The following is a 25,260-nucleotide window of genomic DNA, read 5'->3' as shown; positions in this document are numbered from 1 at the left end:
AAAAAGCCACTGATATTGTCTCCAATAATAGGATACTTATCAGTGGCTTCTTTGTTTGTACGGTTTAGGTATAACCGTACCGCTATATCACGTTATCACTATTTTGCGTTATAAATCGAGGTATCTAATTCTTTTTCTGATTTAGCAATGATCACCGATGCGGCGATGTCACCAGAAATATTAACGGTGGTACGTGCCATATCCAGAATACGGTCGATACCAGCAATCAGTGCGACACCTTCAACAGGTAGGCCAACAGTAGTAAGTACTAACGTTAGCATGATAAGACCCGCACCAGGCACACCGGCAGTACCAATAGATGCTAATGTCGCTGTTAAGATAATAGTGATGTATTCAGGCATGCCTAAATCAATACCGAATGCTTGCGCGACAAATAATGTTGTTACACCTTGATAAAGCGCCGTACCATCCATGTTGATAGTGGTACCTAGTGGCAATACAAAGCTTGATACGCCTTTCGATACACCGAGGTTCTCACGAGCACATTTCATTGATACTGGTAACGTACCTGCACTTGATGTCGTGGTGAAAGCAACAACTTGCGCATCAACAATACCGCGGAAATATTGTACTGGGCTTAGTTTTGCAATAAATAGGATCAATGCGCTATAAACACCTAACACATGCAAGATGCTACCAAGGTAAACCGCACCAATTACTTTCATTAGTGGTAATAGTAGCGCTAAACCAAATTTACCTGCCACCCATGCCATTAACGCAAATACACCGTACGGTGCGAGTTTCATCACTAGATCCGTTAGCTTGTACATTGCTTCTGCAAGGCTTTCGAAAACCGCGATCGCTGGTTTTCCTTTTTCACCAATCAGGGTCAGTGATACACCAAGTGCCACGGCAAACACGATGATTTGTAGGATATGACCTTGAGCTAGCGCACCTACTGGGTTAGTTGGTACTAACCCAACAATTGTGTCAGCTAAGGAAGTTGTTTCTTTTACCGCTTCTGCTTGTTGGGCTACGAGCCCTAAACCTGCACCAGGCTGTAATAAATTACCTAATAATAGGCCGATGGAGATAGCAACCGCAGTAGAGATAAGATAGAACATCACTGCTTTAAAACCAATGCGTCCCATTTTACTGGTATCTTGCATCGAGGTGATACCAACAATGATTGAGCAGAAAACCAGTGGCACAATTAACATCTTAATGGTGTTAACAAATAATGACCCGATTGGTTTTAGAATGACAGCATCTTCACCAAAGGTTATACCCACGGTAATACCGAGGATCATACCGATAACAATTTTCTGCCAAAGGGGTAAGTTAAACCATAGTTTTTGGCTTAAAGTTGGGGTACCTACTGATTCAGTATTACTCAAAATTGACGTCCTCTACTTTTTCTATCGTAATGTGGAGCATAACCTGCTGTGAATTCATTCATTCAGCACAGTTGAGAGCGGTCAGTTTATCGGTCATGTTGTAAATGTAAAGCCATTCATGCTTTCCTTTTGGTAATACTTAGTTATATGCACTATATCATGCGTTTTTATTGGTTTTCTTGTTGGTAAAGTGAACTTTACATAACCAAAATGAGTTACTGTTGACGATTCTATTGTTACTGTGTAATTATTTCATTATCTTTTTAACATCAGTAATCAGTGATTTATAACCATCGGTAATTAACATAACTATCGTATCTTTTGAGTTTGGCTTGAGTGCTTTTTGCTTAATGTAAACAACCAAGGTAACACCAACAAAGAAAGAAATAAGCATAATTAGAAAGCCCTATATAGAGTGTGAGTTAGGTTATCGATAATAACATAATCAGATAGCCACGAAATACTCGAGTGGTACTATAAACATTATAAAGGAATGTAATGTATAAATTTTTAATAACCAAGACAGCCCAAAAGATTTACTTTGTGCTGGTTACTATGCTGATTATTGGTACGTTTGTCGTATTTTTACAGCCAAATACAGTAGCAAATTCAAATCCTACAATCAGTATCGAGTCTGCTATTCAGTCGATTGTTGCTAACAATTATTCTGTAGTGGCAACCAATGGCGTGACACCTGATGTCGCCGTTGTACCCGTTCCACTTGTCGCCGTGCCAGCTCAGAAGGTATTACGTGTGTTAACGTGGGCGGGCGGTGAAATTATTTTCCCTCGTCGCGGCCACCCACAAAATATTGAATTAGAGTATCTGCAACGATTTGCTGACGAAAATAATTTAAAGATTGAAAAAATTCGTGTCAAAAAGTTTGTTGATCTTATTCCTATGCTGCTAAATGGCAAAGGCGATCTTATTGCTGCAAATTTAACGAAAACACGTGATCGGGCCAAATTGATTAGTTTTACAGACCCTTATTTACTCACTAAAGAGTTTTTGGTGATGGGCAGTCAAAGTCAAAACTTAAATTCAGGTAACGATTTGAATGGCCGTGAAATCGTTATCCAAAGGGGAAAGAGCTACGAGTCGACAGCGTTAGGATTACAAAAAATATATCCGAAGCTTAAAATTCGTTTAGTTGATAGTGCGGTTAGCCACGAAGCCTTATACGATAAGCTGGCCAGTGGTGAGTATGATATTACCATCCAAGATAAAAATTTAATTCAGTCAGCAAGTGCTTATCGTGATGACATTAAAATTAGCTTACAGGCAAGTGCGACGCGTTATCTTGGCTGGGGCGTTGCCCCGAGTAACAAGAAATTATTAATAGAGCTAAATCAATTTTTAAAAGAACAAAATCTAGTCGCTAAAATTAAGAAAAAATCAAAATATCGTAATAAAACCCAATGGCAGAAAATTCAAGAGTCGAGAACCGTCCGCTTTGTATTACGTAATAACCTTTCTTCTTATTATATCTGGCGTGGTGAGTTACTTGGTTTCCATTATGAGTTAGCGAAACGCTTTGCCAAAGAGCATAAGCTGCGATACGAAATTATTGTTGCGCCGAACAATGTCGCTTTACTTGATTATTTGCTTGAGGATAAAGCAGATATTGCGTTGGGATTTTTAACCCCGACGGCACAGCGACGAGATAAGGGTATCGCTTTCTCTCGCCCTTATCATTATGCCTCGGAGTTAGTGATTGCCCATAAAGATCACCCTGAAATTAGTTCTGCCGTCGATCTCGCTAATAGTAATATTTATATTAGACCATCGAGCTCGTATTGGGAGAGTGCTGTGGAATTGAAAAAAACGGTCAAAAATATTAATTTGATTGGTGTGCCAGAAAGTCAGGAAACAGAGTCGATCATTGATAAAGTGGGGAGGAAAGAATATGAAATGACGATCGCAGATAGTCATATTGTTGATATTGAAATGACTTTTCGTGATGATATTCAGTCGTTAATGGCATTAGGTGCACCTAAATCCCAGAGCTGGGCGGTTGCATCGGGAAATAATAAGCTATTAGAAAAATCGAATGCCTTTATTAGAAAACATTATAAGGGGCTATTTTATAACGTTATTTACAACAAATACTTTAAGAATCAAAAACGTTTAGATACCCATTATAAAGATTACGTTCGCCAAAATAATTCGGGTGTATTATCCCCTTATGATGACATTGTTAAGCAATATGCGAGCCAATATGATTTTGATTGGCGTTTGTTAGTATCACAAATGCATCAAGAAAGTCGTTTTAATCCTAACGCTAAATCAATGGCGGGCGCGAAAGGCTTGTTCCAATTAATGCCGCGTACAGCGAAAGAATTAGGGATCCTTAATGTGCATATTCCTAAGCAGGGTATTAAAGCCGGTGTTTTGTATATGAATTGGGTGCGTGAACGTATGCGTAAAGATGAAGTTAAAGATAATCAGTTAATCTGGTTCACGTTAGCGTCATATAATGCCGGGGCTGGGCATGTTCGAGATGCAATGCGTTTAGCTAAACAAAAAGGGTGGCGTGATGATGTCTGGTTTGGCCATGTAGAGAAGGCCATGTTATTGCTGTCTCAATCTAAATATGCAGCTAAAGCACGTTATGGGTATGTGCGCGGACAAGAGCCTGTGCATTACATTCGTGAGATTAAGCGACGTTTTGAAACGTATGATAATATTTTTAGAAAAGAGCGATTTACGAGTAATTAATCGTCTATTATTACACTTAATATTGCGTAAGGTCATTCCATTTGGGATGACCTTTTTTATCCCCCTAATAAAAGTGGACATCACTAAAGGGGTATTTTATGCTAGTTTCATTCCCTTTTTACGTCGTTAAATACTATGAATTCATTATCCTCTTGGTTTCTTGTTACACGTCCAAAAACGTTACTGGTCGCACTGGCGGTTATTTTACTTGGGCAAACGCTAGCTTGGGTCGACTCCCCACATAATTTCAGTTTTTATATCGCCATTCTTTGCATGATCTGCTGCATGACATTACAAATTGCGGTTAACCTTTCTAATGACTATTTTGATGGCAAAAATGGTGTCGATGGTGATGATAGGCTAGGCCCTGATCGTGCGTTACAAAAAGGACTCATATCGGCTGAACATTTGCGCGTTGGTATCATTACTATGTGTATTCTGGCTATTGTTAGTGGTTGCTATCTTATCTATGTGGGTGGCTGGATTTATGTTTTGTTAGGGTTGCTATCATTAGTTGGCGTGTATATTTATAGCGGTGGCCCTAGACCACTGGCTTCGCATGGACTTGGTGAAGTGGCTGTTTTTCTTTATTTTGGTTGGCTAGCCGTTGTCGGAAGTTATTATCTGCAGGCACAAGTGCTGACTATCGATGTCTTTATTCCGGCTAGTCAGATAGGCTTTCTCGTTGTCGCAATCATGCTGGTGAATAACATTCGTGATATTACTTCCGATCGTCGCGCGAAAAAATTTACCTTAGCAACCCGTTTGGGCGTGAAAGCAAGTAAGCACCTTTATTGTATAAGCATGCTATTACCTTCGTTATTAATGATTGTGGACCGTTACTCTGTACTCATTATGATTTTAGTATTGCCAGTGCAACTCGCATTGTGTATCGCGATTTATCAACGTAATGGCAAACAGTTAAATTTACAGCTAGCGCAAACCTCGATGACGGTATTATTGTGGGGGGGATTGTATTCGGCGGATTTGGTCGTTGGTTAATGCAGAATAGATGGGTTATTCATTGAGTGGAAAAAATACCGAGTTGGGATGTAACTCGGTATTTATATTTTAGGTTGTCTTCAAATATGGATGTACTTAATAGCGTGTTTTTTGCACGCGAGTTGGCATTGACGATGTATTCTTATATAACTCAAAAACGCGTTTAAAATCGAGCTCTAGCTCTGTTGCGTATACATCTTCATTAATTGGGTAAGTTTGCACCACCCGTGCACCACGGATGATACCAGATACTGATGCTTCCATTGTCTCGCCTTGCAGCGTTCGCGATCTATAGTTGGTATCACTATAAATTTCTTGGCCACTGACTTGCTCTGCTAACTCTCGATAAGCATCTAATTTAGATGCACGCATTGCATTAAGCATGCGTTCACTTTCACTATTGCCTGGCTGAGAGCTCAACGCAGCATAGCCAACTGCTTTGAGTACAGGGAAGGATTTCGGTTCTTTGATATCATAAACCGTGTTTTTTTCTAATAGTGTACAACCTGTTAAACTAACCAGAGTTGCAAGCATAAGCAAACGCAGATATTTCATTGATAAACCTTAATTAGTAATACGAACAGAAGGCGCTGAACCAGTACGATAAATATAACGACCACGGCCTTTGAGTGGCCCCATGCTATTTGAACCACCAATCACCAAATGGTTAGGGATAATGCCTTGCGCTGTTGACTCAACAAAACCTGATTCCATATTAATGACACGCATATTAACGATCACACCTTCACTGTTACGTGACATCGTGCCAGTTAAGATGCGTGATACAGGTAATTGACCGCGTAATTTTTTCCAATCACGGGTGAATACAAAATCCCCCTGGCCAGTCACACTGATAGTACCTGTGGTTTTATAATCAATCACTGGAATACGACGAATGGTTAATTCGTGAATAAAGGATTCCGATAGCGTTTGGCCGAGCCAATTTGTTGTCGACAGATCGTCAAGATTGACGAAAGAAGTGACGGCAATCGGTTCATTATTGGGAATAATAGACAAATCATTGACGATCAATTGATCCGCTAAACCACGGATGATAAAACTTAACTCTTGGGTATAGTTTATCGGCTGGTTTGGTAACAAACTTCTTGGATATTTTGGCTCATAAGAATTACCGCCCCAAGTTGAATGAGGCGGTGTTTCTTTATCCGCATTTGAGGTACTAGGTGGCTGCTTTAATGCACAACCGTTGAGTAAGGTAATTAGGCTGATAGCTATGACTGCCTTTTTCATATTACTTCCTTAAGTGCTTTAATTATTGTCGTTAAACCGTTATTTATCGCTGGTTGAGATGTCTCGGCGGTAAGGATAGGTATAAGGACTTCTGAATATATTATTGTACTGTTCTTTAGTAAGCACACTTTGTGCCATGTTGGCGTTATAGCCATTTGGCTGGTAAACAGGTTGAACAATAATTTGTTTAATAACGACAGGTTGTACTGTGGTATTTGAGCCCGTTAATAAAACATGTCCAGGTTCTTCTATCACGGTGCATGCTGAAGTCAACACAACCGCTAATGACGGTAGTAAAAAACGCTTCATATTTGTTCCTAAAGTTGCGCGATACGTGATTATAGATAAATATAAGCAAATTACTTGCCAATAAGATAGGTTCGGTATTATTTATTATTATAATAGCGTTTTTATCTATTAAATTAACCTCGATACTGTTTTATTTTTATAAAAATTTGATCTGGTACAAATTTTGCTTTTAAAATAGACATATTCAGAATTCATATGCGATTAAAAATGAAAAACGTTCTCCTACTATTATTGGTTTGTTGTTCTTTCACTCTACATGCTGAATGGTATGAGGTTGAGGGTGAGGCTATTATTATTGATGGTGATGTTGATATTGCTCGCGAGTTAGCAGTACGTAATGCATTGAAACAAGCACTGTTATATGCTGGCGCATCGGTCTCAAGCTTACAAACCTTTAATGGCGGTAGAATATTATCTGATCGATTTCAGATCCGTATGGATGGCGAAGTGAGAGATATTCGCTTAAAAAGTGAGTCGGTAAAATTAGATAAAATCACCGTTCAGATTGTCACTGATATTGTTGCAGACCGTAATAAATGCTTGAGTGCAGGGTATCAAAAATCTGTGTCTTTACTGCGTTTTGGTATTAGGCATCGTGAACAAGCCAGCTATGGTGGTATCTATAACATAAACGAATCTTTCAGCCGTTTGTTGTACCAAAGTTTACGTAAAAATAGTCAAACATTTGATGCGCGTGAATTCATTAATCAAAATATTGGTTTTAGCGGCAGCGCTTTGCCGCTGCGTGGTAATTTAACAGCACAAGAAATTAAGCAAATTAGTAAGTCAGCAGATAGCCAATATATTATTTTGGGCTCGATTACCGACTTATCGACATTTAAACCAGTTGTGAATGGTATCGCGAAGATATTTGCCGGTGATTTACCGGAACGTAATTTTCGACTGAATATACAAGTTTTTGATGGTTTTAATGGCAGTTTATTGTTTGATCGTAACTACAGTAAAGTGACAAAGTGGGAGTTTGCTAAACACCGTATTGTGGATACGGATACGTTAAAATTTTGGCGCTCTAAGTTTGGTGTATCTTTACAACTAATTATTGACGATGTATTGTTTGATTTAGATGCAAGTTTGCAATGTAAATTGGTGGAAGCACGAGTTATTGCTGTTGATGGTAATGAAGTGAACATTAATATCGGTCGTAATAATGGCTTAAAATTAGGTGATCAATTTATGATTAAACACACCGGCAGTTATGTTGATCAGTTTGGTATCAGCCGTAAAAAAGAGACCAATAGTAGTAGCCAGGTTGAAGTAACCAAACTGTATGATCAGCAAGCAAGTTTGATGACGGTTGATAGACAACCTACTGCCAATGTACAAATAGATGATTTGGTGATTTTAAACTAGTTAATTTAGTGGTTGTGACGGTTTGTCTACAACCACTTTAGGTAAATGCTATTGGCTTACTTGACTGTAGCTGATCGTAGGGTTTGTGATATAGCGCTATATTAACGTTAATATTTTGAGGCTAATCTTGTGTTATTGTTATATTTTTTATACGGCCTGATTACTTTTTAAAATAAAACTGCTATTGCTTTTATTCCAGTTTATTGCTTGATTAGTGGTTGTTCAAACACGGGATATTATCATTATGTGGTTTTTGGTTGTTGCTATTACTGTTTTAGTTCTTTTTCTTTTTATTCGTAATCTGTATGGCGAAGATCTTCGTCAATACGATAGTGCGGATTTAAGTGCGACGTTTTATCGTCCGACACCTTCGTATAAATACCCTCAAGCGCTAGAGCTGCTCGAAAGTATTCAAGAGCCAATCGATTTTATTAAACCGAATAAATATCTTTATGCATTGCGCAAAAATATTGATCGTTTAGGAGATGTTGAATTAGATTGTAAGATCATTCCTGTCTCGACTAGCTTTCAAGGCCATAACATTATGGGCGAGTGGATTATGAATAAAAAAAGTGATGTAAATAAGCGCTTACTTTACATTCATGGTGGTGGTTTTGCGGTGGGCAGTGCGAAGAGTCACCGGGTGGTCACAGAGCGTTTAGCACGTGAACTTGGTGTTGTAGTGTTTGCTGTGAATTATGCAATGATCCCCGATGGTAAGCGTGAACAGGGGATCTATGATTGCCGTTATGCGTATCAATGGCTACTCGCCAATAACCCAAATAATAAACAGGCATGTCATCGTATTTATGTGGCTGGAGATTCTGCAGGTGGTAATTTAACATTATCCTTAATTGGCTGGCTAAAGCATCAAAAAATCCGTCAGGTTGATGCTGCCATTGCGATATGTCCTTGTATTGATAGTACCTTTAGTTATGACAGCTTGAGCTATAATGCTAAAACTGACTTTTTGCTTAATCCATTCATGGGTAAGTTTCACCATTTCCCTCAATTAATATTACTTATCTGGATCGCTATTCTTTTCCGTATGAATCCTAGCGATCCGAGAGTATCGCCAATTTTTGGTGATTTATCTGGTTTACCGCCAATTTTGATTCATGCAAGTGATACCGAAATGATGGTGGATGACTCGCGACGTTATATGAATAAAGCGTGCTCGCAAGGTTCTGATGTACGCTTGCAAACATGGTCTAATATGTTGCATGTGTGGCATTTATTTGATTTAGAAGAGGCCGATGAAGCGTACGCTGAAATCCGTCAATTTGTGCAACAATGTGAAGATGAGTTGGAGATGATGGCAAGTTAGCTATCCGGTTAACGCAACGTGATCTTATGGTTTTATAGCGTCTGTTATGTTATTTTATTTATAATTTCGCTGACTTATAAAGGAGTGGCTGAATGTCAACTCAAGGCTTAGCTAGCCCTATCCGATTGTTTTCTGTTTCTGTGCAATGGTTTATACAAATTATATTATTGTGCGGCCTACTGTTCAGCATGCACGTTAATGCCACAGTGGCGGCATCGGCGATCACTGTGTCGGATGAAATGATAGCCACTCAATTAACAGACAAACAATCACAGCCCGTAGATATAGCCCATGTGACTGATAGCGCCGCGTTGAAAACACCTGTTTCTAGTGATTTACCAATACAGATTCCCACTACTTTACCTGTAAAGACATTACCTATCATTGCTGATTCTATTTATTTTGGTGGTGATATTTTGACGATGGAAGGGCTTGCGCCGACTTATACTGAATCAGTTGCAACGAAAGATAAAAAAATCATTTTTGTTGGTTCTAAAATAGAAGCAATGAAATTCAGTGGAGATAATACCAAGCTAATTAATATTAGCGGGAAAACCATGTTACCTGGTTTTATCGAACCGCACGTACACCCTTCAATCGCGGCTGTTATTTTGCCGAATGAGATTATTGCTCCTTATGATTGGGTGTTACCTAACAAAGTTAAAAAAGGGGTATCTGGTCATTTCGCTTACCTTGAACGTTTAAAGCAATCAATTGATGATAATGCCGAGAAAGATAGCGTCTTTTTTGTGTGGGGTTATCATCAACTTTGGCACGGTGAATTAACACGTGAGATATTAAATGAACTGGCACCAGACAAACCTGTTGCTGTTATTCACCGTTCTTTCCACGAAATATTCTTGAACGATGCTGCGATTAACAAATTAGGTCTTAAGCAAGGCGACTTTGCTGACAATCCGCAAGTTGATTGGGACAAAGGTCATTTTTATGAAGGTGGCTGGTTAGCATTATTACCTAAGATTACGGCTGATTTAATTAATCCTGAAAGTTATAAATTAGGGTTAAATATCATGTCTAAATTAGTGCTTAAAAATGGCATTACAACGATAGCTGAACCGGGTTTTCCTAGTTCTAATTTTGATTTAGAATATCAATTATTAAAATTAGAAATGGATCAAAAACCACCTTATGATGTCTTTCTCATCCCGAGTGGTACGTATTTATATAATGCCAATGGGCAGAGTAATCAGAAAGCATTAGATTTCATCGAAACCTTGGAAGAGGAATATAATACCGAGAATATTAAATTTTTGCCTAAGCAAATTAAGCTGTTTGCGGATGGTGCTATTTACTCTCAGCGGATGCAAATGCAAGATGGTTATTTAGATGGCCATGAAGGTGAGTGGATGACGCCATTGGATTTATTCCAGCAACAACTCAGTTTTTATTGGAAAAATGGTTATCAGATCCACGTGCATGCTAATGGTGATTTAGGTATTCAGAAAGTATTGGATTTTAATCAAGCTGATCAAGTTCAATTAGCGCGAAAGGACCATCGATTTACTTTGCACCACATGGGTTATTTCACCAAGAAACAAGTAAAAAAGATGGCTGAATTAGACATCGAAGCATCTGTGAATCCGTATTATTTATGGGCCTTAGCGGATAAATATTCGGAAGTTGGGTTAGGCAGTTATCGTGCAGAAAACTTGGTGCGTGTTAATAGTTTGATGAAGAAAAATATTCCAGTTTCATTTCATTCTGATTTTGCTATGGCACCTATGGAACCCCTAACACTTGCTTGGACAGCGGTTAACCGAGAAACATCGGAGCTTAACAAAGTATCGCAAAAAGAACGTATTACTGCCTATCAGGCGATGCAGGCTATTACCATTAATGCAGCCCATACGTTAAGACTGGAAGATAAAATTGGCTCTATCGTTGTGGGTAAAACGGCTAATTTCACCTTGCTTGAGCAAAACCCATTAAAGGTTATGCCAATGCAGATTAAAGATATTCCTGTGTGGGGCGTGGTCTTTGAAGATCAGGTCAATAGGGTCGTGTCTGTGCCAAAAAAGAAGCATCTAGAAACACGTGTTATCTATTTAGAGCGTCAGAGCTTACCGCCATCTTCAACGGTGACGATTACGTTGGAAGATATCTCTAAAACAGATATTAGCAGTTCAATACTCGGTCAAAAAACGATCGTAGCCCATACGCCCCCCCCTTATAATATTTCGTTACAATACGATCCCGCATTATTTGATAACAATGGTCAGTACGTTGTAAGAGCGAGAATTGAACATAATGGTAAGCTACTGTATTCAGCTACTCTAGATTTACCTGAGTTGGATAAGCTGTCAGGACAGTTATTTGAATTGCTGCTTAAGCCTATTTCTATTCCACAGCAATCTGACACCGTCAGTGATACTGTACAGACGCCTCAATCAACGCCTGCGCAGTAAGTTTGTAAGCTGATGATTAATATAAAAATTATTTTAAGGTAGTTATTTACATGCAAAAAAATAGACGTCTGCTAAATCGTAAAATGCTTTTAACCACCGCGGTTATTACTAGCTTGTTAATGGGCTTGAGTGGCTGTGCAATTACCGAGCAGGGAAGTGCTAGAGTTGGGAGCGGGGCCACTATCCAGCAACACAGTATTGCTGCGAACGTATTCTACCTACAACGTATTGCTTTACCACCGGGTGCACAAGTGAGCTTGATATTGGAAGATATTTCGAAAATGGATGTGGCAGCGGAAGTTATTGCTCAGCAAACGATCACTGCTGTCGGGTCTCCACCCTATAAAATGGATTTACGTTATAACGCTGCGAAAATAAAGCCGCAGCATCGTTATGCGTTACGTGCGCAGATTGAGCTGGATGGTCAATTATTATTTATCAATACAGAGCAAGTTGATGCGTTTACTAACCAGAGTGCGAAACCAACCGAAATTTTGGTGTCGCAAGTACGTGCTGGAATCAACGGTGATGGACAAGTACGTTTAACGGGAACGCACTGGCAGTTATCTATGTTAGGTACAGAGGCGATTACTACAGATGTTACTCTACACACACCTTATATTACATTCAGTCAAGATGATAATAAAGTGATGGGGTTTGCGGGTTGCAACCGTTTTAGTGGTAATTATGACAGACAGGCGAATAACGTTAATCTGACGCAATTATTAACAACTAAAAAGCTATGTTTTCAACAAATGAATTTAGAAACGCAATTCTTAACGGCTTTATCAGAAGCTGATAATTATAGCGTAATTGATAATACTTTAACGTTATACAGTAATAGCGGTCTTGCGTTAGGGCAATTTACAGCCCAAAAAAAGAAGTAATAATGTAGCTTTCTATAACGAAGGTTGGTTAGTTGCTGTTGCCGATAACCAGCAGTTATTAGATCATCTAGCAAGCATTTAGCCCCTACTTTCTTTCTGATTATATAAGCACTGTCATGTTCCTCGTGATGGTGCTTTTTTTTATTCATGATTAATTAAATTTAAATTGCGCACAATCTAGTTGTAATTTATCGTGTTCAGGATTATAGTGAATGCAACTGAATTGCGCGCAATGTAATTTGGGTTTTTTACACGACACTGCGCAGCAAGCACTGATACATGATTTATTGAACAGCTATTTTGGCTAATGAAGGAATTTATGATGACAACACTTTATACAACAACTGCAACAGCATCAGCGGGTCGTAACGGTCAAGTAGCGACTGATGATGGCATGTTATCGCTAGAATTAAGCTATCCAAAAGAAATGGGTGGTACGGGTGCTGCAACCAATCCGGAGCAGTTATTTGCTGCTGGTTATGCAGCTTGTTTTTCTAATGCTATCTTGCATGTTGCGCGCGAAATGAAAATCAAAATTACAGCTGCACCTGTAGCTGCAGAGGTTGGTATTGGCCCTAACGCGACGGGTGGTTTTGCGTTAACAGTAAGCCTTGCTATTGAGTTAGCATTACCGCAAGCGGAAGCAGAGATGTTGGTGGCTGCGGCACATCAGGTTTGCCCTTACTCAAACGCGGTACGCGGCAATATTGATGTTCAACTTAGCGTAAAGGGTCAAGCATAAGATGAATACTGTGCTACTTACCACTGGCCGCATCATGTTGGCGCTGTACTTCTTAATTCCTGGCATCATGAAGTTTGTGTCTTGGGACATGCACATTGGCTTAATGGAAAAGCATAACATGCCATTTGTGCCTGTATTACTCGCGGCGGCAGGCATATTTCAGATTGTTGCTGCGCTCTTACTGATTGTTAATCGTTATACCGCTATCGTTGCTTTACTGCTAGCAGGCCTTGTGCTGGTTATTAATGTTAATTTGCATGATTTTTGGAACTTAGCTGGTCTTGAAGGGGCGCATGAAATGCAAAACTTCATTAAAAACCTCGGTATTTTTGCAGGGTTATTGGTGTTATCAGGCCATTATTGGCCATCATTTAAAGTGGTTAACACTGATAGTACTGAAAAGTAACGTCGTTATTCTTTGATAACTCATGTTGTCGAGGGATGACAGTCCTGTTATTTATTATGTTGAAAGCACTAAATCTGAAAAATAGCTTTAGTGCTTTTTTATAACCTCTATTTAATAATATTAACGCTCAAAACTAAAACTAGATCACAAAATATAATTCAATTTATATACTTGAATATTTAGGTATTGTTATTGATTCACATCAAACGGCACTGTCACAATTCACATTAAAATACCTCTTAATGGCTACTTGTTTGTGAGCTGACTTTTGATGTGAGTGAAAATGCATAAATTTAAAATAATTAAAACAGATGTCGCCATTATTGGTGCCGGGGGCTCGGGATTACGAGCTGCAATTGAAATAGCTGAAAATCATCCAAATCTTGATATTGCACTTATTTCCAAGGTCTATCCGATGCGCAGCCATACCGTCGCAGCAGAAGGCGGTGCCGCGGGTGTAGCACAAGATCATGATTCTTTAGAAAACCATTTTAACGATACGGTTTCCGGTGGTGATTGGTTATGTGAACAAGATGTGGTCGAGTACTTCGTAGAGAATGCTGCGAAACAACTCACGCAATTAGAGCATTGGGGCTGTCCATGGAGTCGTAAACCAGACGGTTCAATTAATGTTCGAGCCTTTGGCGGCATGAAAATTGAACGCACTTGGTTTGCAGCCGATAAAAGTGGATTTCATATTTTACATACACTGTTTCAAACTTCGATACAGCACCCTAAGATAACCCGATTCGATGAACACTTTTGTTTAGACTTAATTGTTGAAGATGACAAGATCCAAGGTGTGGTGATTCTTGATATCGCTGAAGGTGAAATCAAACTGATCCAAGCCAAGTCGGTGATCATGGCCACCGGTGGTGCAGGGCGGGTCTACAGCTACAATACTAACGGCGGCATTGTTACTGGTGATGGTATGTCACTGGCTTATCGTCATGGTATTGCATTGCGTGACATGGAGTTCGTGCAGTATCACCCAACGGGCTTACCGGGTAGCGGCATTTTAATGACAGAAGGTTGCCGTGGTGAAGGCGGTATCTTAGTGAACAAAGATGGCTATCGCTATTTACAAGATTACGGTTTAGGACCTGAAGTACCCGTAGGCCAAACAAAGAATAAATACATGGAACTCGGCCCCCGTGACAAGCTCAGTCAATGTTTCTGGCAAGAACAGCAAAAAGGCAGGGTAGTCGAAGGTGAACGTGGTGATTATATTTATTTAGATCTGCGTCACCTCGGTGAAGAGAAAATTAATGAGCGCCTGCCATTTATCCGTGAATTAGCAAAAGCCTATGTCGGAGTTGACCCCGTGTATGAACCAATACCAGTACGACCAACCGTACATTACACCATGGGTGGTATTACCACGGATGCTAAAACCGCAACGTCTCTAGCAGGCTTATATGCCATCGGAGAGTGTGCTTCGGTCGGTTTACATGGTGCGAACCGTTTAGGTTCTAATTCATTAACAGAGCTGGCAGTATTTGGTCAATTAGCAGGACAGGAAGCGGCTAACTATGCCAGTAATAATCAACATCAAGATATTGCGCCACTTGAAGCACAAACTGAAGCGGTGATTAAACGCATGGATGACCTGTTGCACAGTGATGGTACCGAGAAGGTGGCTGTGATTCGTCAAGAGATGGGTGATTGTATGGAAGAGGGCGTTGGTATCTACCGTACTCAGGCATCGATGCAAAAGACCATTGATAAATTAGCCGAGCTAAAACAGCGTTATAAAAACGTCAAGGTCGAAGATAAATCCAGCGTATTCAATACTGACTTCTTATACACAATTGAATTGGGTTATCTACTCGATACTGCCGAAGCCATGGCGCACAGTGCGATTCAGCGTAAAGAATCTCGTGGCTCACATCAACGAATTGATGGTTTTGAGCAGCGTGATGATGAGAAATTCTTGAAACATTCTCTGGCTTATTATCAAGGTGATAAAGCGCCTAAAATTGAGTATAGCGATGTGAAGATCACCAAGAGCCAACCTGCCGTCCGTGCTTATGGTGCTGCGGGTGAACAGTTAGCGCAGGAGGCAAAATAATGACTCAGCAAAGTATCAAAATAGACATTATGCGTTATCGCCCAGAGATGGACGATAAGCCTTTTACCCAAACGTTTGAACTGCCTTATAGAGCCGATATGTCTGTGTTAGAAGCGTTGCAATATATTAAGGATAACCTCGATAGCACGCTTAGTTTCCGCTGGTCTTGCCGTATGGCTATTTGCGGCAGTTGCGGCTTGATGGTTAATGGCGTACCAAAATTGGGCTGCAAGGTGTTTCTACGTGATTATTATCCTAAGACGATCAGCTTAGAACCACTGGCTAACTTTCCTATTGAGCGTGATTTAGTGGTGGTGATGGATGACTTTATTCAAAAATTGGAAGAGATAAAACCTTACATTATCCCAGATAAAACCGGATCTAAAGAAAATAAATGTTTATCCGAAGGTACTTATAAGCAAACGCCTGAGCAAATGGAAAAATATAAAAAGTTCTCAATGTGTATCAACTGCGGGCTTTGTTACGCTGCTTGTCCGCAATATGCGTTAGATACTAAATTTATCGGACCTGCTGCCCTTGCATTACTGGCGCGTTATAACCGTGACAGTCGTGATGCCGGTACAGCTGAACGCATGAAAATAGTGAATCAAGAAGAAGGCGTTTGGGGTTGTACGTTTGTTGGTTACTGCTCCGTGGTTTGTCCAAAAGGGGTTGATCCTGCAGGAGCAATTCAGCTGTTAAAAGTTGAAAGCAGTAAAGACTATCTAATTGGTATGTTTAAACCTGAATAGTCGCGGTGAATAGTAGTCGTAAATAGTAGCAGTACAGCAATACATAGTGAGGAGTAGCAATGAGTAAACGTAAACCATATACAAGAGAACTGCCTATTGACTGGTGGATGAAACAACTTTTCTATACTAAATATATGATCCGCGAAGGCAGCAGTGTGTTCATCACTATTTATAGCTTGATACTTGCGTGGGGACTATTGAGATTAAGCCAAGGTGAAGTCGCTTTTAATGCGTGGATGACGTCATTACAAAGTCCGCTTGCAGTCGTTGTGCATGTAATCGCATTAAGCCTAGCGCTGTATCATACGATTACCTGGTTTTCTTTAGCGCCTAAAGCCGTTGATTTATGGGTCAAAGGCAAGCGACTCGATGACAAGGTGATTGTCTCGGGACATTATGCGGCTTTTATTGCCGCGACTGTTTTTTGTCTATTAGTGATTATGCTGTAAGGAGCCGTTATGTCTGAGATGAACAAGAAAACCTACATACGATCTCATGAACCTGTTTTTTGGGGATTGTTTGGTGCTGGAGGCATGCTAACGGCGTTTTTAACGCCAGTGATGATTTTAATTACTGGGTTGTTAATTCCGTTGGGGGTCATAGGTCAAGGTAATTTCAATTATCAAACCTTGCATGGTTTTGCGACGACCTGGTATGGCGCGGCAATTATCCTCGTGTTAATTGCGCTACCACTATGGCACACCTTGCACCGAATTTTCCATGCATTACATGATTTAGGCATTAAACGTGGTCGAGATTGGCAGCAAGTACTAAGCTATGGTTTTGCTTTTGCGGTGAGTGTGTTTGTGTTTACCCTGTTATTACAGATGTATTAGTTATTACGGATGTACGAATAGCTAAATACATTGTGCTTTTTATACAAAACGTTCGTTATTTATCATATTAGATTTGGTTGTGAGCGAATTAACAAAACAGTATTTACATGTCACTGAACTTACTCTATTATTCGCTCCATTGCTGCGGAGGGGTGGCAGAGTGGCCGAATGCACTGGTCTTGAAAACCAGCAGGGGTTAATAGCTCCTCGAGAGTTCAAATCTCTCCTCCTCCGCCATCTATATAGAGAAGCCGGAACTTATTCATTTAAGTTCCGGCTTTTTGCTTTCTACTCGTTTATCCATTTAAAATCATTCTGTACTGAGTGTTCAATTTTAAATTCCATCGACATCCATATCCAAGCTTTAGCATCCAATATCAATATCAATGACAATGACAATTATCCTCGTGCTTATGTGTATATCAGTACAGCGGGATTAGGAATGGCTGGCGCAGAATTTAGTGGCTATATTTAGATGTGGCACTAAAGATGGCTAGTCGCGTTGTTTTCATACAATTGGTTGTTTATTTAACTCTTTGAAATGAATTTATAATTTATTCTGTGAGGTGTATTTACAAACCACGGTGTTTACCCTATTATTCGGACCTGCTGCGGAGGGGTGGCAGAGTGGCCGAATGCACTGGTCTTGAAAACCAGCAGGGGTTANNGGTTAATAGCTCCTCGAGAGTTCAAATCTCTCCTCCTCCGCCATCTATTAGAGAAGCCGGAACTTATTCATTTGAGTTCCGGCTTTTTGCTATCTGGGTTTTAATAATGCAGAGCAACGTATGAATGATAAAGCATTAAAAGAAGGTTGATACGGGTAAACAAAACTGTAATTCGAATTGCTCATCACCGTTTAAAAAGTGATTCTTCTGGTAATGCACATAAGCCGGTGTTGATTGCATTTTAAATCCAGATGATGGTAGCCACTGTTCAATTATCTTACTTAAATACGGCAGTAATTCACCATACTTACCCGTTAGTTTAAACACTGCGTGTAAGCCTCCAGGGATCACCATACTGTTCACCATTCCACGGCGCAGCAAAGGTTTATCTATTGCTAGGCATGCCACATAGCGACATTGTTCTAAGCCGACAAAAGCGGGGTTGGAATGATGCAAGCCAAACTGTTGTTGATAACTTCTACCTTCTACATTTGCCCATGCCACCAGTGTTTGCCAAGCGAGACGAATGGATCGGCCATAACCTTGATGGCGGACATAAGCCACATGCCTTTCGGGTAATTCAATAATTTGGACTCGTGGCAATATGCGGCTTTGAATTCGTGAGTAAGCTGCTGCAATTTCTGGATCGCGTAAATAAGGCGGAGTGCTGGTGGCTAAGTCTTTACTGCGCCATTCTCCCGGTGACATGGCAAAGGTGGCTTTAAATGCACGGCTAAAAGAGGATACCGAGGCAAAACCTGATTTTGTGGCGACAGTGACGACCGAACTTCTGGTATCAAACATGAGTTGGTTAGCGGCAAACTCTAAACGGCTACGGCGAATGTATTGGTGGACGGATTCGCCGACAACACTTTTGAACACGCGATGGAAGTGTTGTTCAGAATAAGCGGCGATCTCAGCCAGCTTTCTAGCAGGCAGTTCAGCACTAATATCACTATGGATAAAATAGAGTACATCGTTTATTCGCGATGTTTGATGATTTAAAGATGGGCTTATCGACATAGTGATCTTATAAAAGCATAAATGGACATCTATAAGCGCATAAATGGACATGCCATGTCAAATTTATCTCCGTACTATAATGGATAGCTATTTCGTTATTAATCACTTTTTTATCAGTTTTTAAAGTTAATTTAACTAAAAAACTATATAACATGTGACTAGTTAGCGATTAAAACCAATAAAAATAAAATAACCAGAGAGATACACTATGCAGTTAGCGAAATCATTACAAGCCATTAAACCGTCTTATATAAGAGAAATTTTGAGTGTCGCTAACTCTGCAGATGTCATCTCATTAGCAGGGGGACTGCCTGATGGTGATCATTTCCCTTTAGCGCTAATGGAGAAAAGTATCCAACAATTGAGTACGCGTGCAGAATTATTCCAGTATGGCAGTACTGCGGGTTATGGGCCGTTATTAACTTACTTCCGTGAATGTTATCAATTATCTGAGCAGCAAGATGCGTTGGTTTGTACGGGATCGCAGCAAGGACTTGATTTGATTGCGCGTGCATTTTTAGACGCTGGCGATAAAGTGGTAATGGAAGCGCCAAGCTACTTAGGTGCTCTGCAAGTATTTGGATTAGCACAGGCAAGTATTGAGAGTATCAAACAATGTGCTGACGGCCCTGATTTACAAGAACTAGAGAAATGCTTTGCGGATAAGACAATCAAGATGTTTTATGCAGTACCTGATTTCCATAATCCAACGGGTGTATGTTGGTCACTTGAGGTGCGTAAAAAAGTCGCGCAACTGTGTCAGCAATATAATGTTGCACTGATTGAAGATGCCCCTTATCGTGAGTTACGTTTTGCAGGGACTGAATTACCTTTGGTATCAAGTTTTTGTCCTGAACAGACAATCGTATTACGTTCATATTCTAAGATAGCAACGCCTGGCATTCGCTTAGGTTTAGTGAGTGGTCCTAAAGCGTGGATCTCGGCACTTGAACGTGTAAAACAAGGTGCAGATTTACATTCAAGCCAACCAATGCAAGCGGTATTATTAGATCTGTTACAGCATGAAGACTTTCCTAAGCACTTAGATGGACTGCGTAAGTTATACCGCCAACGGTATCAATACCTAGCGGATCTATTAACCGCGCAATTACCTGATGATTGTCAGTTTGAACAAGTTGAAGGTGGCATGTTTATTTGGTTACGCTTACCAGAGTGTAATGTTGATAAGCTTGCCAAAGACATGCTTGCGGTGGGTGTTGCTGTCGTCCCTAGCTCTGTATTCTACCAATCAGAAGCAGGAAAGGGCGCTGCATTTAGGTTAAATTTTACCAATGCTTGTGATTCAGACTTGGCATTAGCAGTTAATCGATTGGTACAAGTATTGAAAAAAATTAAATAGTGCTTCCAATGCTTTTGTATTAATTATTTTGGATGAAGTTTTTAACTAAAGTATTAATATTGCTGCCATAAAATGAATTCATGGATTACAATGAGCCTAATTTAAAATACATAGGCAACGCTGTTAATATGTCGAAAAATGGAATTTCACTCGGTCTCGCACTCGCATTCACGTCTTTTGCATCATCAGCAGCGAGTTATGCTCCTGATGGTCGAACTAATGCGATGGGTAATGTCGGGGTGGCGACAGCTGATTATGTAACCGCACCACTTTATAACCCTGCATTAGTGGCTGTGTTTCATAAATCGGATGATATCGGTATTTTGTTACCAGCCATTGGTGTTAATGTAAAGAATATAGACCACTCGTTAAAAACAATCATAGATTTACAAGGTGCGATTGATGATTTTGAGAGTAGTCGATCTCAAGATGATTTAGATAAAATTGATGCTTATCTTGCTGAGTTAGATGGTAATGCCCCTATCAATGTAACAGCTGGTATTGCGTTTGCTATCGCGGTTCCAAGTAAAAATATTTCGGTTAATCTATATGGCCGTGGATATGTTGAAGCCATCGCAAGTGTTGATATTAAGTCTGACTATCAATCATCAACGGTTAGCGTTACAGGCTTTGGTTATTCTGAACTGGGACTTGCATTGGCTAAGCAGTATAAAGTTCACGGTGAATCATTCTCATTTGGTATCACACCAAAATACCAAATATTACAGACCTATTCATATTTAACGAGTATTGAAGATTTAGACCTTGAGTTAAAAGATGCCGATTCAGAATTAACAACGTTCAATTTCGATTTAGGTGCCGTATGGATGAAAAACAATTTCCGTACAGCATTAGTAGTAAAAGACGTATTATCACAAGAGATCAAGTCTACAGCGACAGGTTATACGTATGAAATGAATCCACAAGCGACACTTGGTTTAGCCTATGCTGTGGAGTATTTCACTTTCGGTGTTGATGTCGATTTAACAGAGCAAACACGTTATGTTGAATTAGAAGATAATACACAGTTTGCACGTGTTGGTGTTGAATTGAATGCATGGCACTGGGCGCAATTACGCGCAGGCTTCGAGCATGACATGCAAGGCTCTATAGAGGATGCTTTAACCGCTGGTATCGGTATTAGTCCCTTTGGTATACTACATCTTGATATCGCTGGTTCTTACGCGAGTAATAATCAAGTAGGGACTTCAGCTAGCTTAAGCTTCACTTTCTAAGTAAGGTTATAAACCCAGCATAGTTTAGCGTGAATAAACGAAGGGCTGTATCACACTGCCCTTCGTTAATTAAGAAAAAATCTTATCAGCCCAGCGGGTTAGGCCTTTAGTTACACTGCCAAAATGATCACCAATAATGATTTCACAGTTTGGATAGTGCTGTTGGATATATTGGAAGATGATCGGTGATTTGGCTGTACCACCCGTCACAAAGATAACATCCGGTATTGTTTGTGCCTGGGTAATTGTCTCATCCATTAATGCTTTTATTTTTGTTAACTGTGGCGCATTGGCGAGTTCCAGCGCTTGACGTTCTAGCGCTAAAGTTAATCCGTTTTCAACAAAGCCTAAATCTGCGATTGTGCTAGACGCTTCTGATAGTTGCTTTTTCATTTGTTCTGCAAGATTCACCACTTGATACGTCTGTTTTTGTTGTTGTACCTTGAGTAAACGGGTAATTAACTGTTTTTGTTCCGCATTTTTATACAGTTCTTTTAAGCCGATAAGGCTACGCTGACTATAAAAGTCGGTTTGACTGCCGATGTCATTAATCGCAACCGCATCCCAGAAAGGTTTAACAGGCATAGGCAGGCCACTTATTAAGTGCGAGCCTAGACCGAAAAGTGGCATTAATGATTTTTGTGCAAAATGAATATCAAAATCATTACCACCAATACGTTCACCTGAGTAACCTAAAACATGTTGAAAGCGATCACTCAGACCGCAATTATCGGGTCCCATTTTAAGTAATGAACAGTCAGTTGTACCACCACCGATATCGACCACAAGTACGGTTTTTTCTGTTGTTAGACTTTGTTCATAATCAAAACCTGCAGCAAGCGGCTCATACAGAAACTCAATATCTCGAAAGCCTGCACGTTGCGCTGCTGTTGTTAATAGTGATAACGCTTGTTGGTTACTCTCTTCGCCTCTAAGGCCTTGGAAGTTAACTGGCTTACCCATCACAACTTGGGTTATTTGCTTATCTAACTGTGTTTCAGCTTTATGCTTGATATTGCAAATCATCGCGGTGACAACATCTTCCATTAAGGCAAGTTGTAGCGGACTTAAACTGGTCGCACCTAAGAATGATTTTGGTGATTTTATGTAATAGCCTTCTTCGGGATCTTCTAGGTAAGTATCAAGCGCTTCTTGGCCAAAAAATAATTGGTCTTCATAGCCATCATTAATCAAGTTACGGCCAGCTTGGATAGGACCGCGGCGTAATTGCAGATAATTTGGTTTTGCTACTGAATCAGGTAAGTGACGCGCGAGCCAGTTAGGGATCATATTTCGATGCGAAGCATATAGCGTAGATGCTAGATAAGAACTGTTCTGGCCAAGAGAAACAAGTTCTGGGTTGGCATTATTAACATACCCAACAGCACAGTTAGAAGTACCGTAGTCAAAACCGACAAACATAAATCTTTCCAATTAAATCACTCAGCCGCGCATTGTACACTGCTGCGATAAGCGAAACCAGATTGAAATTAGATCTTGTTTAATCGGGGGCTGATTAGCCATTTTGCGTCAATATAAGGCAATGATGTTTAAACGTTATGTTGTCATTTAGGCGAATGTAAATAGGACGTAAATATGGTTAAATTTCAACTTTATGAATTTATTTTTGTTTAATGGATTAAGATCATGATAAATACAGTTGAGATTAATACTGCTGATGGTTATCAGCTTGTTGCGAGCGAATTCAAACCGAGCCATAATAATGGCCGCGTTGTTATTATTAATGGTGCAACGGGGGTACTACGTAAATATTACCAAGCATATGCAGAATTTTTATGTGCACGGGGTTTTACGATTATTACTTACGATTACCGAGGTATTGGAGATAGTAAACAAGCGAGCGTAAATGCTAAGCCGGCAAGTATGATGCATTGGGGACAGCTTGATATGGATGCAGTGTTAACTTGGACGCAAGCTTGCTATCCCGCTATGAAAATTTCAGGTGTTGGTCATTCTATCGGTGGACAACTACTTGGTATTACTCCAAATAATAATCGTTATGAATCTTTTCTAAATATTGCTGCACAACAAATCCACTGGAAAAACTGGGAACGTAAAGATCAACCATTATCTATGTTGTTCTTTTATTGTGTTTTACCTTTGTTTTATAGTGCGAACAAAGGGCTACCAAAATGGGTGCTTGGCGCTGAATATTTACCGCAACAAGTCATTCGAGATTGGAGTCGTTTTGGGCGTAAACCATTCTATACTGATGAACAAGGTAACGAACTGCACGATGGTTATCATCAGTATAAGGGCAATATGCGATTTTATGCCATGGCAGATGACAATCGATTTGCTCCTCCAAGCTGTGTTAAAGCGCTGCAACGTCATTTTAAAAATGCAGCATCGGATATGGTGATCATTGACCCTAAACAGGTCGGCATGAAATCGATTGATCACTTTGGTTTTTTTAAACGTTCGATGACAGAATCAGTATGGCAAGATACATCAGATTGGCTACTCATATCTTCATAGCGTTGGAGTTAGTATTGCTTGCGTGCTAATCTTGCCGAAAATACCATTTATTAAGGCCTAGGCTTGGCACAATCTAATATAAAATTTCACCTTCTTGTCATGCTTGCTACTACATTGGTCGCAGGATCATTTCTGGCATCGGCAAATCTTGCAGGTCTTGTAAACCCATTCTCTCTCACCTTATTACGATTTACTGGCGCGGTTAGTCTATTGTTACCGTTTATTCTGGTGACTAAAAAATGGCGTAATAAGGTATTACGAACGTTACCGCGGTCGATGGTGATCAGTTTATTTTATTCTGTGTTCTTTATTTTCCAGTTTGAAGCATTAAAAATAACGACAACGTTAAACACGGGGACTTTATATACTTTAGTGCCATTTATAACTGCGATGCTGTGCGTGTTGGTATTTAAAGATAAAATCAAAGTTAAGCAGTTGATGATTTATTTACTTGGTGCCTTGGGGACTTGCTGGGTTATTTTTGGCGGTGACTTGTCTCGATTGGTCGATTTCTCTTTAAACAGTGGTGATCTGTTATTTATTGCGGGTTGTTTTTCCATGTGTTGTTACTCTATTTCGATGAAACGTCTTTATCGAGGTGATGAGCTAATTGTGATGGTATTCAGCACGCTACTTGGTGGTTGTATCTGGACGGGGCTAGCTCTGTGGTTATCTGGATTACCATTAGAATGGCATTTGATCCAAGGTGAATCTGTATTTTACATGGCATATTTGGTTGTGGGTGCCACACTCATGACAGTATACTTATATCAGAAAACAACGGTTGCATTGGGGCCTACACGGGTAATGGCATACATCTATATGAACCCTGCCGTTGTTGCTTTGTTATCGCTATTGGTGAACGGACAAAGCATTAGTTTACAAGTTATTCCTGGTATTTTGTTGTCAGCCTCTGCGACCTTATTATTGCAACGTCAAGCAAACGCCAACAAAACCTAGATTGTGTATTCAAGTATTTCGCGTTACAACAGTGCAAAGATCTTAATTCGTCGCTAACG

General features: G+C 40.0%; 22 protein-coding genes and 2 tRNA genes. 18 read left to right on the top strand and 6 right to left on the bottom strand.

The features are described 5' to 3' along the window. Positions 1 to 98 precede the first annotated feature (98 nt). Positions 99 to 1,358: a dicarboxylate/amino acid:cation symporter gene (locus tag AKG98_RS09845; RefSeq protein ID WP_067044973.1), complete on the bottom strand. Its 1,260-nt coding sequence runs from the start codon at positions 1,356 to 1,358 to the stop codon at positions 99 to 101. Between the two features lie 498 nt (positions 1,359 to 1,856). Between AKG98_RS09845 and AKG98_RS09840 the strand changes: the two genes are divergently transcribed. Both AKG98_RS09840 and menA read left to right on the top strand, forming a co-directional pair. Then, entirely contained in the window at positions 1,857 to 4,076 is a 2,220-nt protein-coding gene (locus AKG98_RS09840; protein ID WP_067044970.1) for a transporter substrate-binding domain-containing protein, read from the top strand. Between the two features lie 135 nt (positions 4,077 to 4,211). Then, positions 4,212 to 5,078, top strand: coding sequence for a 1,4-dihydroxy-2-naphthoate octaprenyltransferase (gene menA, locus AKG98_RS09835; protein WP_067044967.1), 867 nt, complete (start codon positions 4,212 to 4,214; stop codon positions 5,076 to 5,078). A gap of 96 nt (positions 5,079 to 5,174) precedes the next feature. On the opposite strand, the gene AKG98_RS09830 is transcribed toward menA, so the two are convergent. Genes AKG98_RS09830 through AKG98_RS09820 form a run of 3 tightly spaced genes read right to left on the bottom strand, consistent with a single transcriptional unit; the run spans position 5,175 to position 6,638 of the window. Continuing rightward, complete coding sequence (locus AKG98_RS09830) at positions 5,175 to 5,633, bottom strand: LPP20 family lipoprotein (protein ID WP_067044964.1); 459 nt, start codon at positions 5,631 to 5,633, stop codon at positions 5,175 to 5,177. A 9-nt stretch (positions 5,634 to 5,642) separates the two neighbouring features. Further along, positions 5,643 to 6,329: a FlgO family outer membrane protein gene (locus AKG98_RS09825; protein ID WP_067044961.1), complete on the bottom strand. Its 687-nt coding sequence runs from the start codon at positions 6,327 to 6,329 to the stop codon at positions 5,643 to 5,645. Between the two features lie 39 nt (positions 6,330 to 6,368). Further along, positions 6,369 to 6,638: a hypothetical protein gene (locus tag AKG98_RS09820; protein ID WP_067044958.1), complete on the bottom strand. Its 270-nt coding sequence runs from the start codon at positions 6,636 to 6,638 to the stop codon at positions 6,369 to 6,371. A 207-nt stretch (positions 6,639 to 6,845) separates the two neighbouring features. On the opposite strand from AKG98_RS09820, the gene AKG98_RS09815 reads away from it, so the two are divergent. The 12 genes from AKG98_RS09815 (at position 6,846) to AKG98_RS09760 (ending at position 18,167) form a co-directional block, all read left to right on the top strand. Then, entirely contained in the window at positions 6,846 to 8,009 is a 1,164-nt protein-coding gene (locus AKG98_RS09815; RefSeq protein WP_067045173.1) for a flagella assembly protein FlgT, read from the top strand. Positions 8,010 to 8,253: 244 nt separating this feature from the next. Continuing rightward, positions 8,254 to 9,336 (top strand): alpha/beta hydrolase, encoded by a 1,083-nt coding sequence (locus AKG98_RS09810; RefSeq protein ID WP_067044955.1) that lies wholly within the window; start codon positions 8,254 to 8,256, stop codon positions 9,334 to 9,336. A gap of 92 nt (positions 9,337 to 9,428) precedes the next feature. Beyond that, positions 9,429 to 11,762: an amidohydrolase family protein gene (locus AKG98_RS09805; RefSeq protein ID WP_067044952.1), complete on the top strand. Its 2,334-nt coding sequence runs from the start codon at positions 9,429 to 9,431 to the stop codon at positions 11,760 to 11,762. A gap of 50 nt (positions 11,763 to 11,812) precedes the next feature. After that, entirely contained in the window at positions 11,813 to 12,649 is an 837-nt protein-coding gene (locus tag AKG98_RS09800) for a YbaY family lipoprotein (protein WP_067044949.1), read from the top strand. Positions 12,650 to 12,971: 322 nt separating this feature from the next. After that, positions 12,972 to 13,391, top strand: coding sequence for an organic hydroperoxide resistance protein (locus tag AKG98_RS09795; RefSeq protein ID WP_067044946.1), 420 nt, complete (start codon positions 12,972 to 12,974; stop codon positions 13,389 to 13,391). Position 13,392: 1 nt separating this feature from the next. After that, positions 13,393 to 13,797: a DoxX family protein gene (locus AKG98_RS09790; protein WP_067044943.1), complete on the top strand. Its 405-nt coding sequence runs from the start codon at positions 13,393 to 13,395 to the stop codon at positions 13,795 to 13,797. Positions 13,798 to 14,080: 283 nt separating this feature from the next. Then, a complete protein-coding gene (frdA, locus tag AKG98_RS09785) occupies positions 14,081 to 15,868 on the top strand; it encodes a fumarate reductase (quinol) flavoprotein subunit (protein WP_067044940.1) in 1,788 nt (595 codons plus the stop codon). Beyond that, complete coding sequence (locus AKG98_RS09780; protein WP_067044938.1) at positions 15,868 to 16,620, top strand: succinate dehydrogenase/fumarate reductase iron-sulfur subunit; 753 nt, start codon at positions 15,868 to 15,870, stop codon at positions 16,618 to 16,620. The genes frdA and AKG98_RS09780 overlap by 1 nt, the downstream gene beginning before the upstream one ends. 59 nt (positions 16,621 to 16,679) lie before the next feature. Continuing rightward, complete coding sequence (locus tag AKG98_RS09775; protein ID WP_067044935.1) at positions 16,680 to 17,069, top strand: fumarate reductase; 390 nt, start codon at positions 16,680 to 16,682, stop codon at positions 17,067 to 17,069. 9 nt (positions 17,070 to 17,078) lie between these two features. Next, on the top strand, positions 17,079 to 17,456 hold the full coding sequence (frdD, locus tag AKG98_RS09770) for a fumarate reductase subunit FrdD (RefSeq protein WP_067044932.1): 378 nt from the start codon (positions 17,079 to 17,081) through the stop codon (positions 17,454 to 17,456). Positions 17,457 to 17,602: 146 nt separating this feature from the next. Next, positions 17,603 to 17,693, top strand: a tRNA-Ser gene (locus AKG98_RS09765). Positions 17,694 to 18,069: 376 nt separating this feature from the next. Then, positions 18,070 to 18,167 (top strand) — tRNA-Ser (locus tag AKG98_RS09760). A gap of 92 nt (positions 18,168 to 18,259) precedes the next feature. Here the strand turns inward: AKG98_RS09760 and AKG98_RS09755 are convergent. Next, positions 18,260 to 19,147, bottom strand: coding sequence for a GyrI-like domain-containing protein (locus AKG98_RS09755; RefSeq protein ID WP_067044929.1), 888 nt, complete (start codon positions 19,145 to 19,147; stop codon positions 18,260 to 18,262). A gap of 208 nt (positions 19,148 to 19,355) precedes the next feature. On the opposite strand from AKG98_RS09755, the gene AKG98_RS09750 reads away from it, so the two are divergent. Both AKG98_RS09750 and AKG98_RS09745 read left to right on the top strand, forming a co-directional pair. Next, entirely contained in the window at positions 19,356 to 20,507 is a 1,152-nt protein-coding gene (locus AKG98_RS09750; protein WP_067044926.1) for a PLP-dependent aminotransferase family protein, read from the top strand. A gap of 128 nt (positions 20,508 to 20,635) precedes the next feature. Then, complete coding sequence (locus AKG98_RS09745; RefSeq protein WP_067045169.1) at positions 20,636 to 21,742, top strand: conjugal transfer protein TraF; 1,107 nt, start codon at positions 20,636 to 20,638, stop codon at positions 21,740 to 21,742. 69 nt (positions 21,743 to 21,811) lie between these two features. Here AKG98_RS09745 and yegD read toward each other — a convergent pair whose 3' ends face one another. Further along, a complete protein-coding gene (gene yegD, locus AKG98_RS09740; RefSeq protein ID WP_067044923.1) occupies positions 21,812 to 23,164 on the bottom strand; it encodes a molecular chaperone in 1,353 nt (450 codons plus the stop codon). A 225-nt stretch (positions 23,165 to 23,389) separates the two neighbouring features. Between yegD and AKG98_RS09735 the strand changes: the two genes are divergently transcribed. Together AKG98_RS09735 and AKG98_RS09730 are read left to right on the top strand one after the other, a co-directional pair. Then, positions 23,390 to 24,241: an alpha/beta fold hydrolase gene (locus AKG98_RS09735; protein WP_067044920.1), complete on the top strand. Its 852-nt coding sequence runs from the start codon at positions 23,390 to 23,392 to the stop codon at positions 24,239 to 24,241. A gap of 63 nt (positions 24,242 to 24,304) precedes the next feature. Beyond that, positions 24,305 to 25,201 (top strand): DMT family transporter, encoded by an 897-nt coding sequence (locus AKG98_RS09730; RefSeq protein WP_067044917.1) that lies wholly within the window; start codon positions 24,305 to 24,307, stop codon positions 25,199 to 25,201. Positions 25,202 to 25,260 lie beyond the last annotated feature (59 nt).

Origin of the sequence: Moritella sp. JT01, from assembly GCF_001574435.1 — a bacterium.
Lineage (GTDB): Bacteria > Pseudomonadota > Gammaproteobacteria > Enterobacterales > Moritellaceae > Moritella.
Note: the sequence above shows the minus strand (reverse complement) of the source record. Positions and strands in the feature narration are given on the sequence as shown.

Bases quoted from the DNA above. Each gene is read 5' to 3' on its own strand.
- AKG98_RS09830 (WP_067044964.1), bottom strand. From the start codon at position 5,633: ATGAAATATCTGCGTTTGCTTATGCTTGCAACTCTGGTTAGTTTAACA.
- AKG98_RS09735 (WP_067044920.1), top strand. From the start codon at position 23,390: ATGATAAATACAGTTGAGATTAATACTGCTGATGGTTATCAGCTTGTT.
- AKG98_RS09800 (WP_067044949.1), top strand. From the start codon at position 11,813: ATGCAAAAAAATAGACGTCTGCTAAATCGTAAAATGCTTTTAACCACC.
- AKG98_RS09750 (WP_067044926.1), top strand. From the start codon at position 19,356: ATGCAGTTAGCGAAATCATTACAAGCCATTAAACCGTCTTATATAAGA.
- AKG98_RS09795 (WP_067044946.1), top strand. From the start codon at position 12,972: ATGACAACACTTTATACAACAACTGCAACAGCATCAGCGGGTCGTAAC.
- AKG98_RS09775 (WP_067044935.1), top strand. From the start codon at position 16,680: ATGAGTAAACGTAAACCATATACAAGAGAACTGCCTATTGACTGGTGG.
- frdD (WP_067044932.1), top strand. From the start codon at position 17,079: ATGTCTGAGATGAACAAGAAAACCTACATACGATCTCATGAACCTGTT.
- yegD (WP_067044923.1), bottom strand. From the start codon at position 23,164: ATGTTTGTCGGTTTTGACTACGGTACTTCTAACTGTGCTGTTGGGTAT.
- AKG98_RS09790 (WP_067044943.1), top strand. From the start codon at position 13,393: ATGAATACTGTGCTACTTACCACTGGCCGCATCATGTTGGCGCTGTAC.
- AKG98_RS09825 (WP_067044961.1), bottom strand. From the start codon at position 6,329: ATGAAAAAGGCAGTCATAGCTATCAGCCTAATTACCTTACTCAACGGT.
- menA (WP_067044967.1), top strand. From the start codon at position 4,212: ATGAATTCATTATCCTCTTGGTTTCTTGTTACACGTCCAAAAACGTTA.
- AKG98_RS09820 (WP_067044958.1), bottom strand. From the start codon at position 6,638: ATGAAGCGTTTTTTACTACCGTCATTAGCGGTTGTGTTGACTTCAGCA.
- AKG98_RS09780 (WP_067044938.1), top strand. From the start codon at position 15,868: ATGACTCAGCAAAGTATCAAAATAGACATTATGCGTTATCGCCCAGAG.
- AKG98_RS09755 (WP_067044929.1), bottom strand. From the start codon at position 19,147: ATGTCGATAAGCCCATCTTTAAATCATCAAACATCGCGAATAAACGAT.
- frdA (WP_067044940.1), top strand. From the start codon at position 14,081: ATGCATAAATTTAAAATAATTAAAACAGATGTCGCCATTATTGGTGCC.
- AKG98_RS09805 (WP_067044952.1), top strand. From the start codon at position 9,429: ATGTCAACTCAAGGCTTAGCTAGCCCTATCCGATTGTTTTCTGTTTCT.
- AKG98_RS09840 (WP_067044970.1), top strand. From the start codon at position 1,857: ATGTATAAATTTTTAATAACCAAGACAGCCCAAAAGATTTACTTTGTG.
- AKG98_RS09745 (WP_067045169.1), top strand. From the start codon at position 20,636: ATGTCGAAAAATGGAATTTCACTCGGTCTCGCACTCGCATTCACGTCT.
- AKG98_RS09815 (WP_067045173.1), top strand. From the start codon at position 6,846: ATGAAAAACGTTCTCCTACTATTATTGGTTTGTTGTTCTTTCACTCTA.
- AKG98_RS09810 (WP_067044955.1), top strand. From the start codon at position 8,254: ATGTGGTTTTTGGTTGTTGCTATTACTGTTTTAGTTCTTTTTCTTTTT.